13 protein-coding genes are annotated in these 9,543 nt (G+C 69.3%); 9 read left to right on the top strand and 4 right to left on the bottom strand.

Going from position 1 to position 9,543, the window contains the following annotated elements:
• The 5 genes from VAE46_RS05630 to VAE46_RS05610 all read left to right on the top strand — a co-directional run.
• Positions 1-210 (top strand): tetratricopeptide repeat protein (locus VAE46_RS05630; RefSeq protein WP_322795939.1); only part of this gene is annotated, 210 nt, incomplete at its 5' end.
• Between the two features lie 95 nt (positions 211-305).
• The gene (locus VAE46_RS05625) at positions 306-1,379 is read left to right on the top strand and encodes a hypothetical protein (RefSeq protein WP_322795938.1); all 1,074 of its coding nucleotides are present in this window, start codon (positions 306-308) and stop codon (positions 1,377-1,379) included.
• Positions 1,380-1,461: 82 nt separating this feature from the next.
• Positions 1,462-2,394, top strand: coding sequence for an SDR family NAD(P)-dependent oxidoreductase (locus VAE46_RS05620; RefSeq protein ID WP_322795937.1), 933 nt, complete (start codon positions 1,462-1,464; stop codon positions 2,392-2,394).
• A gap of 126 nt (positions 2,395-2,520) precedes the next feature.
• Positions 2,521-2,814 carry a PAS domain S-box protein gene (locus VAE46_RS05615; RefSeq protein WP_322795936.1) on the top strand — a complete coding sequence of 98 codons (294 nt, stop codon included), beginning with the start codon at positions 2,521-2,523 and terminating at the stop codon, positions 2,812-2,814.
• On the top strand, positions 2,811-2,972 hold the full coding sequence (locus tag VAE46_RS05610; protein WP_322795935.1) for a hypothetical protein: 162 nt from the start codon (positions 2,811-2,813) through the stop codon (positions 2,970-2,972). Before VAE46_RS05615 ends, VAE46_RS05610 begins: the two co-directional genes overlap by 4 nt.
• Here the strand turns inward: VAE46_RS05610 and VAE46_RS05605 are convergent.
• Entirely contained in the window at positions 2,962-3,699 is a 738-nt protein-coding gene (locus VAE46_RS05605) for a tyrosine-protein phosphatase (protein WP_322795934.1), read from the bottom strand. The genes VAE46_RS05610 and VAE46_RS05605 overlap by 11 nt on opposite strands.
• 123 nt (positions 3,700-3,822) lie before the next feature.
• Here VAE46_RS05605 and VAE46_RS05600 point away from each other — a divergent pair, with 123 nt between their 5' ends.
• Entirely contained in the window at positions 3,823-4,908 is a 1,086-nt protein-coding gene (locus tag VAE46_RS05600; protein ID WP_322795933.1) for a M20/M25/M40 family metallo-hydrolase, read from the top strand.
• Here the strand turns inward: VAE46_RS05600 and VAE46_RS05595 are convergent.
• The 3 genes from VAE46_RS05595 to yqeC form a co-directional block, all read right to left on the bottom strand.
• Complete coding sequence (locus VAE46_RS05595; RefSeq protein ID WP_322795932.1) at positions 4,905-5,600, bottom strand: ACT domain-containing protein; 696 nt, start codon at positions 5,598-5,600, stop codon at positions 4,905-4,907. The genes VAE46_RS05600 and VAE46_RS05595 overlap by 4 nt on opposite strands.
• Before the next feature lie 63 nt (positions 5,601-5,663).
• The gene (locus VAE46_RS05590) at positions 5,664-6,053 is read right to left on the bottom strand and encodes a hypothetical protein (RefSeq protein WP_322795931.1); all 390 of its coding nucleotides are present in this window, start codon (positions 6,051-6,053) and stop codon (positions 5,664-5,666) included.
• A complete protein-coding gene (gene yqeC, locus VAE46_RS05585; protein WP_322795930.1) occupies positions 6,050-6,790 on the bottom strand; it encodes a selenium cofactor biosynthesis protein YqeC in 741 nt (246 codons plus the stop codon). The genes VAE46_RS05590 and yqeC overlap by 4 nt, the downstream gene beginning before the upstream one ends.
• A 25-nt stretch (positions 6,791-6,815) precedes the next feature.
• Between yqeC and mobA the strand changes: the two genes are divergently transcribed.
• The 3 genes from mobA (at position 6,816) to VAE46_RS05570 (ending at position 9,536) form a co-directional block, all read left to right on the top strand.
• Positions 6,816-7,439, top strand: coding sequence for a molybdenum cofactor guanylyltransferase (mobA, locus tag VAE46_RS05580; RefSeq protein WP_322795929.1), 624 nt, complete (start codon positions 6,816-6,818; stop codon positions 7,437-7,439).
• 153 nt (positions 7,440-7,592) lie between these two features.
• On the top strand, positions 7,593-8,993 hold the full coding sequence (locus VAE46_RS05575) for a hypothetical protein (protein ID WP_322795928.1): 1,401 nt from the start codon (positions 7,593-7,595) through the stop codon (positions 8,991-8,993).
• Between the two features lie 3 nt (positions 8,994-8,996).
• Entirely contained in the window at positions 8,997-9,536 is a 540-nt protein-coding gene (locus VAE46_RS05570) for a GNAT family N-acetyltransferase (protein ID WP_322795927.1), read from the top strand.
• Positions 9,537-9,543: the final 7 nt, after the last annotated feature.

Here is a 9,543-nt window from a genome sequence, read left to right as displayed (position 1 = left end):
CCCCGCGCGCGCTACCGCTGGGGCGTCATGCTCGCCGCCCAGGAGCGCTACACCGACGCCCTCGATGAGCTCCTCGAATCCGTCCGCATCGACCGCGCCTTCGCCGATGGCGCCGCCCGCAAGGCGATGCTCGCCGTCTTCGATATCCTCGGCCTCGATTCGCCCATCACCCGCGAATACCAGCGCCGCCTCTCCAGCATCCTCTTCTGAGCGCCCACGGCAGCATTGCGCATCGCCTGTAGGCGGGTCCCGCGGGATAATCGCGCCAACATAACATCCCCGGGACCCGCCCTATGATCATCCACATGGCCGAAGGCGCCACCATCGAACAGGTCGAGCGCGTAATCAACCGTATCGTCCAGGATTACGGTCTTCGCTGCGAAACCATCGTCTCCAACACCACCGTCATCGGCGTCAAAGGCGTCGCCTCCATCGTCGATGAAGGTCGCATCCTCGAACTCCCCGGCGTCGACCGGGTCATCCGCATCACCGAAAAATACAAGGACGCCAGCCGCACCTTTCACCACGAAGACACCATCGTCTGGATCGATGGCCGCGTCCCCGTCGGCGGGCCCCACCTGACCATCTTTGGGGGCCCCTGCGCCATCGAATCCGAGCAGCAGGCGCTCGAATCAGCCCGCATCGCGAAAGATGCCGGTGTTGACGTCCTCCGCGCCTTCGTCGACAAGTCCCGAACCAGCCCCTACGACTACCGCGGCCTCGACATCAAGAAGGGCCTCGAGATCGCTGCCGCGATGAAGGCCGAAACCGGCCTGCCCACCGTCTCCGAGCTCATCGACCTCCGCCACCTCCAGCTCTTCCTGGACTACGGCATCGACGTCATCCAGGTCGGCGCCCGCAGCGCCCAGTACTCCCCGCTCCTCGAGGAGCTCTCGCAAATCGAGAAGCCCGTCGTCCTCAAGCACGGCTTCGGCAACGACATGAACGAGTGGCTCTGCGCCGCCGCCTACATCATGTCGGGCATCGACCGCGAACGCCGCACCGTGCGCGAGGGCAACCGCAACGTCATCCTCTGCTATCGCGGCATCAAGAGCTTCGAGACGGAGACCCGCTTCGCCGCCGACATCGCCATGATCCCCCTCGTCCGGATGAAGTCCCACCTGCCGCTCATCGCCGACCCGTCCCATTCCTCCGGCGACCGCCGCCTCGTCGAGCGCGTTACCTACGGCTTCATCGCGGCCGGCGCCCACGGCATCGAGTTCGATATCCACTCCAACCCCGCCGAGGCGCTCTGCGATGGCAAGCAGGCGGTCACCCACGAGGCCGCGCGCATCATCGAAAACGCCCGCAAGATCCACGCCATGCTCTCCGGGGTCGGCATCGAAACCGGCTCGTCGGTCGCCGTCGCAGCCAAGTAGCCAGCGGCCCGGCCGTAGCGCTCCAACGCCGCTGATGGCGTAGGATGCGCTCGCATATCCGATTTCCTGGAGGAATCACCTCATGGCAGTTCGTCTCGATGGCCAGGTCGTCCTCGTCACCGGCGCCGGCCGCGGCCTCGGCCGCGCCTACGCCATCGACCTGGCGAAGCACGGCGCCAAAGTCATCGTCAACGACTACGGCGGCTCCGTCTCCGGCGAGGGTCACGACGACACCCCCGCCCAGCAGGTCGTCAACGAAATCAAGGCCCTCGGCGGCGAAGCGATCGCCAACGGCGGCGACGTGGGCTCCTACGAAGATTGCTACAACATGGTCAAGCAGGCGGTCGACACCTGGGGCCGCCTCGATGCGGTCGTCGCCAACGCCGGCATCCTCCGCGATGTCACCATCCACAACATGTCCGAGCAGGACTGGGACCTCGTCATCCGGGTCCACCTCAAGCAGTGCTACAACCTCGCCCACCACGCCTGGCCCGTCTTCCGCCAGCAGTCGTATGGCCGCTTCGTGATGGCCACGAGCACCTCCGGCCTTATCGGCAACTTCGGCCAGGCCAACTACGGCGCCGCCAAGGCGGCCATGTATGGCCTGATGAACGTCCTCAAGCTCGAGGGCGAGAAGTACAACATCAACGTCAACCTCATCGCCCCGGCTGCCCAAACCCGCATGACCGCCAACCTCATGGGCCGTGACCCCAACGACCCCGAGCGCGCAGTCGTCATGGCCCCCGAGCACGTCGCTCCCGCGGTCACCTACCTCTGCTCGCCCCAGTGCGAAGAGAGCGGCATCTGCATCGCCGCCTCCGGCGGCCGTTACTCCCGCATCGCGATCGTCACCAACGACGGCGTCTCCTACGACCCCCACGAGTTCAAGGACGCCGACTGGTTCGAGGCCCACTGGAAGCAGATCACCGATCTCTCCAGCTTCAAGGTGCCGTGGTCCTTCCGCGAAACCCGCGACGAGCACTACGCCGCGAAGAAGGCGGCAAAGGCCGAGTAGCGGCTACCGTCTCCGCCGAACGCAGCGGCCCCATGCAGGCATGCATGGGGCCCTTTCGCGTGAAGTTCGCTGGAGAATTCTTCGCCCGGGGCGTACGCTCTCCGGACCGTCCGCGGGAGGTTCCCCATGGTCGAATCAGAGCTGCTCGCCCTGCTCCACCACCAGGCGCCGGATGCCGTCATCTTCGCCGGGACCGATGGCGTCATCCAGGCGTGGAACCCCGCCGCGGAGTCGCGCTTCGGCATCCCTGCGAGCGAAGCGATCGGCCGCGGCCTCAACATCAGCATCCCGCCCCGCTTCCGTGACGCCCACTGGGCCGCCTGCGACCGCGCACTCGCAGCCGGCGATATCCACTATCGCGGCCGCGCCCTGGCTACCCGCGCGCCCGGGCGGGTCGTTCAGAGCTTTCGATCGCGATGACCTTCGCCATCGTCCACGCCCCGGAGGGGTCACCCGTCGGGTTGCTCGCCCACCCGCGGGACATCACCGGGCGGTTCGAGCATGACCGCGAAACCCGGCGGCGCCTGCGGGAACTCGAAGAGGAACTCGCCCGCCTGCGCGGCGACGCTACGCGATGAGCTTCGCCCGCACCGCCGAGATGGCATCGGCGCTCACGCCGATTTCCCGCAGGTACCCCTCCGCCGAACCGTACCGCTCCCGCAGGTACTTAAGCGTCCCGGCCATGTCTTCCGGCGGCGCAGCCAGCAGCACCGCGGCCTTGGCCTCGTCGTAGCCCCTCTCCCGCATCTGCGGCAGCCACTGCTCCCGCAGCGGGGCAAGAAGCCGCTCGGTCACCGAGTAATCCTCCACGATAGCCGCCTCATCGACCCCCGCCAGGTCGAGGAAGAGCGCTGCGGCCACCCCGGTCCGGTCTTTCCCGGCTGCGCAGTGGAACAGCACGCGCCCGTCAGCCTCCGCGACCGTCTCGAACAGGGTCCGATAGGCCGTCGCGCCAATCTCCAGGAACAGCTGGTACACCCGGGCGAACCCGGGGAACTCCTGCCCGAGCCCAACCGGCGATGCGTCGTGCTGGAAGACCGGCGCGTGCACCGCGCGGATGCCGAACCGCTCCACTTCCGGCGTCACATCCCGCGCCCGCTCCTCATCAGAGCGCAGGTCCACGATGGTCAACACCTCGTGCTCGCGCAGCTGCTCAACGCCGCGCTCGGTCAGCCGATGCAGGCTCGCCGACCGCACCACCGCGTCGCGCGTCACCCGCCCATCCGCCACCCGGTAGCCGCCGAGGTGCCGCACATTGAATGCCACTTCGAGCCGAAGCTCCCGGTCCACAACAAGCGTCGTCATGTCCCCACCATACCGTCCCCCGGTGAACCGGTCGTTAACGTCACACGAAATTCTCAAACGCCCCGCCTTGCCTATCCTGTAGCCGCGGGCGCCCTGCCCAGCCTTCCCGCCAGGAGCCCACCGGTGATTACTCGCGACCGCATCGTGCAGACGTTCCTCGACCTCGTCGCTATCGACTCCCCCTCGGGCGAAGAAGACCGCATCGCCGCCGAGCTCGAGCACCGCCTGCGGGCACTTGGCCTCCAGGCCGCGCAGGACGCCGCCGGGAACGTGCTCGCACGCCTCGAGGGCACCGGCGAACCCGTGCTCCTCTCCGCCCACATGGATACCGTCGAACCCGGGCGCGGCATCCGCCCCACCTGGGACGGGCCCGACATCATCCGCAGCGATGGCACCACCATCCTCGGCGCCGACAACAAGGCCGGCTGTGCGGTCATCCTCGAAGTAATCCAGTCGCTGCTCGAAGCCGGCGGTCCGCACCGGCCCGTCGAAGTCGCCATCAGCCGCGGCGAAGAGGTCGGGCTCATCGGCGCGGCCAACATGGACTACTCGCGCATCACCGCCCGGGTCGCCATCGTGATCGATAGCGGAGGGCCGCCATCCAGCATCCAGGGCCAGGCCCCCTATCACTACACCTACGACATCGAAGTCCACGGCCGCAGTGCCCACGCCGGCCTCGAACCGGAGAAGGGCATCCCCGCCATCACCATTGCCGCTGAGATCGTCTCGGGCCTCCCCCAGGGCCGTCTCGACCCCGAAACCACCGGCAACGTCGGCGTTATCCGCGGCGGCCTCGTCCGCAACGCCGTCCCCGACTCCTGCCTCGTCCAGGGCGAACTGCGCTCCATGGTCCAGGAGAGGGCCGAGACGCTGGCCACCCGCGTTGCCGTCCACCTCGACGAGGTCCGGCGTCGACACCCCGGCGCCCGCATCGAAGGGGCTGTTCGCCTTGCCTACCCCGGCTACCGCCTCGAACCCGACGACCCTGCGGTCCGGCTGCTCTACCCTGTCCTCCGCTCCCTCGGCTTCGAACCCAATCCGCACCCCGTCGGCGGCGGCACCGATGGCAACGTCTTCCGCGGGCACGGCATCGCCTCGGTCGTCATCGGCCGCGGCGGCTACAACCAGCACACCCGCGAGGAGTACCTCGTCATCCCGGAAATGCTCGATTGCGCGCGCGTGGTCGAAGCCTGCCTGCGGGCGCCCTAGGACGCCCGGCCCGTCCCCTCGAGGAGCTCGAGGACGCCCCTCCCGCCGGCGCACAGGGCCGAGAGTCGCTCCAGCTCTCCCGTACAGAACGGGATGTTGAGGCGCCGACCGGCAGCCAGCACTTCGTTGTCCGCCAGAGGGGCCACCGCCACCCAGGCCGAACCGAGCGCTTCGCCCAGCGGCCCCGGGAACCACTCCGCCGTCCCGGCAAACGCCTGGGCCGATTCGCCCCGGAGATCCAGCGCCGGGGCGGGGCAGCCCGGGCTCACCGTTGCTGTCGCCGGCAACCCGGCTACCGGCACCCAGGCGCCGGTATCGATACGGCGCAGGATCGCCCCGCGCTCTGCGCGGCAGAGGCGCAGCGCGCCGCCGATCAGCGCCCTCCGGGCCGTCCACCCCGAATCGGCCGCAGCCATCTCCGCCAGCGTCCGCGCCGCCTCGCACACCCCATCCCCGGACGAGGTCTCGAACGTTCGCACGACCACCTCCGGCCAGAATGCCCCGATAGCCGAACCGATCGCCTCCGCGCTGTCGGCTTCGAGCAGCAGGTCGTCGACCGCTGCAGCGCCCTCGTGCGAAACGACCTCCAGCCGGACGATGTCCACCCGGTGCGCAGCCAGCGCCGTCGCGATGGCCGCCAGCGCACCCGGCCGGTCCGGCAACACCACCCGGATCGAACGCGTGACTCCCATGCGCCCAGTCTCGGCCCGGCCCGTTTCTGCCCGATGTCCAGCATGTTTCGTTTGCATTGCGGGTCAGCTTCCCGGCTGGAGCCCTTCCCGTGGGCCTTCGCCCCGTGCCAGCCGCGAAAGCCGCCGCGCAAGCTCGCCGCCGCCCCGGTGCACCGGTTCGAAGCGCCAGACCAGCGCCTCTTCGAACACCTCCGCGGTCTGCAGCGGGACCGTGCCCTCGCGCGCCATGATCCACGCCCCCGCGAGCAGGCGCAGGTGGTAGAGGGTCGCGCCCGGGTACATGCCCCGGTCCAGCTCGGCCACCAGCCCCGCGCCATCGGCGGCCACCCGCTCGGCCAGCGCCGCCGCCGGGTGCTTCACGAGGGGGTCCCGGTCCACCACCCGCCCGAACGAGGTCATCAGGTTGCCATAAATCTCATCGGTGATGCGCGGTCTGCGCCGGAACCACTTCATGCCCGCACAACCTCCAGCACCCGACCCTCGTGCGCCGCCGCGACGACCACCGTTTCGGCCCCGCCAGCCACGAGCAGTTCGGCCAGCGCCCGCGCCCGCCTCAGGTCTACCGGCTGGTTCAGGAGGGCATGCAGCCGCGCCCTTGGGGGCACGCCCTTGTGCCCGCCCTCGGGGTGCAGCACGACCCGCGCGATCGCCTCCTCGGTTACCGGCATCCCGTTGCAGAGCCCGGCGAGCCGCGCGACCCGCTCCGGGCGGTGCACCCACCGGCCGTCGAGCGGTCTCCCCAGCACGGACAGCCCAACACAAACCACGACGTCCGTCGCCCCGGCCGGCACGACCGGCTCATGCTCGGCCGGCGCCTTGAACGGCCGGTGGGCCGACCCATCTGCCTCGACCGCGACGATGCGGCGGGGCCCCCCGAGCGCCTCGACCACCTCCGGCGCGAAGCCCAGCATCCTCCCCCGCTCACCGCGGCCGGAGATCAGCGTGACCGCCCCGTACCTGGCGAGCCCGTCGGCGGCTGCCGCGACGGCCGCGCCTGGTTCAGCCTCCACCAGAGGCGGCATCGGGCCCCCGGCCGGCGGCGTGAACTTCACCGTCGTGGTCACGACGGCCTCCAGCCCGGCAGCACGTGCCGCGCCCGCAAACCAGAACACCAGGCTCGTCTTGCCGCCACCGCCCACGGCCGCCACGATCGCTCCCGGTGCCAGCCCGAATGCTTCGAGCACGTCCATCCTCGCGATCTTACGGCCTTGCCCCATGACCCACCGGCTCATCGCGGTCATCCTGGCCGGCGGCCGCAGCACCCGCTTCGGTCGCGACAAGGCCTCCGCGCCCCTCCGCGGGCGGCCCCTCCTGCAGTGGGTCGCCGATGCCGTTGCCCCGGCGGTCGAATCCATCCTGGTCGTCTCGGCCCGCGGCCAGCAGCTCCCCGCGCTCACCGTGTCCGTCCCGGTCGAGGTCATCCAAGACCGCGACGAGGGTCTCGGCCCCCTCGCGGGGCTCGCCACCGCCTTCGAGGCCGCCGATGCGGAGCTGGCCTTCGCCGCCTCCTGCGACATCCCCCTCCTGCGCCCCGCCCTCGTCGCCCGCCTCGCCGACATCGCCCGCGACGAGGCCGCCGACGTCGTCTGCCCCCGCATCGGCGGCTTCCCCCAGCCGCTCACCGCCGTCTATCGCCCGGCTGACTGCCGCGACCCGTTCCGGCGCGCCGTCGAAATCCGCTCCGGCGGGCTGCGCATTCTCGCCGCCTATCGCGGCCTCCGCGTCTCCTGGCCGACCGAACCCGACCTCCTCCCGGTCGACCCCGACCTCCGCAGCTTCCGCAACGCCAACACCCCGGGGCGCCTCGCCGAGCTCGACCGCCTCCTTGACCTCGCCTGAACCCCTCCGTGGCCCCGCTCACCTTCGGTTGACACGCTTGGGGGGCAACCTATGATGAGCTCACGGGCCCGAATCTGAGCACGGGCGCTTCGCCGCACCAGCACTGCGGCAGCCGGCAACGGCCGGGCAACTTCCAGGGGGAGTGGGACACCAGTGACAACACTCGAACGGCCTCGCACAGTCGGAGAACTCCGCGCCTCCGGCTACCGCGTCCTTCCCGTGCGCGAAGAGATGCGCAAGAACCTCATCGCCAAGATTCGCGCCGGCGAACCCCTCTTCCCCGGCATCTACGGCTACGAGGACACCGTCATCCCCCACATTGTCAACGCCATCCTCGCCGGGCAGGACATCATCTTCCTCGGTGAACGCGGCCAGGCGAAATCCCGCATCATCCGCTCCCTCACCTCCCTCCTCGATGAGGAGACCCCGGTCCTCGCCGGCTGCGAAATCCCCGAGAACCCCTTCGCCCCCATCACCCAGCAGGGGCGCGACATCATCGCGGAGAAGGGCGACGACGCCGAGCTCGAGTGGCTCCCCCGCGAGCGCCGCTACGGCGAGAAGCTCGCCACCCCCGATATCACCATCGCCGACCTCATCGGCGAGGTCGACCCCATCAAGGTCGCCGAAGGCCGCTACCTGAGCGATGAGCTGACCATTCACTACGGCCTCATCCCGCGCACCAACCGCGGCATCTTCTGCATCAACGAACTCCCCGACCTCGCCGAGCGCATCCAGGTCGGCCTCCTCAACATCATGGAGGAGCGCGACGTCCAGATTCGCGGCTACCGCATCCGCCTCCCGCTCGATGTCTTTATCGTGGCCAGCGCGAACCCGGAGGACTACACGAACCGCGGCCGCATCATTACCCCGCTCAAGGACCGCTACGGCGCACAGGTCCGCACCCACTACCCCACGCGCATCGAACACGAAATCGACATCATGGAGGCCGAGCACCATCCCGTCCCGGCCGATTTCGATGTCCACGTGCCCCAGTACATGAAAGAGATCATCGCCGAAATTAGCCGCCTCGCCCGGCGCAGCCCCGATATCAACCAGCGCTCCGGCGTCAGCGTCCGCGCCAGCATCGCCAACTACGAATCCATGCTCGCCAACGCCCTCCGCCGGTCCATCGTCACCGGCGAAGACGTCGTCGTTCCCCGCGTCAGCGACCTCCCCTACGTCGTCCCCGCCCTCTCCGGCAAGGTCGAATTCGAAACCGTCGAAGACGGCCGCGAAGACCAGATCATCGAAAAGCTCATCCAGGGTGCGGTCGTTGCCGTCTTCAACCGCTACTACAACCTCGGCGAACTCGAACAGGTCGTCAACCGCTTCAAAGCCGGCGTCGCCGTCGAAGTCGGCGATATGGTCCCCAGCAGCGAGCACGCCGCCGTCGCCCGCCAGATCGAGGGCCTCATGCCCGCCATTGAGAAGGTGCGCACCGGCCGCAGCGACGCCGAGACCGCTGCCGCGCTCGAGTTCATCCTTGAGGGGCTCCACCTCAACAAGCGGCTCAATAAGGACCGCGTCGGCGGCAAAACCCAGTACCGCGGCTGACCGGTGACCGCCACCCACGTCCGGGTCCGCGAAATCGAACCGCTTGGCCCCCTCTTCGAGGGGGCCATTGCCGTCTACGCCGATGCCTTCGCCCTCCCGCCGTACCGCGACCTCGACCGCGGGCGCGAGGTCTCCGCCCGCATTCGCGATACGCACCGCTTTCGCACCGGGTTCCGCTTCCTCATCGCCGAAGACAACGGCGCCGTCTGCGGCATGGCCTATGGCTACCGCGGCGAAGAAGGACAGTGGTGGCACGATGCCGTCGCCCGCTGGATCGGGCCGGCCGCCGCGAGCGCCTGGCTCGCCGAAAGCTACGAGGTGGTCGAGCTCGCCGTCCACCCCTCCGCCCAGCGGCGCGGCATCGGCACAGCCCTGCTCGAAGCGCTCCTGCGCGGCCGCCGCGAGCGCACCGCCGTCCTCTCCACCCGTACCGACAGCGAGGCCCACCGGCTCTACCATCGCCTCGGCTTCGACTACCTCTGCGAGATGACGTTCACCGCCGGCGGCTGGCCGTTCTACGTCATGGGGCGGCGCCTCCGCTGACCATAAT

The organism is Tepidiforma sp., from assembly GCF_034433535.1.
In the GTDB taxonomy this organism is placed as follows: Bacteria; Chloroflexota; Dehalococcoidia; order Tepidiformales; family Tepidiformaceae; genus Tepidiforma.
Note: the sequence above shows the minus strand (reverse complement) of the source record. Positions and strands in the feature narration are given on the sequence as shown.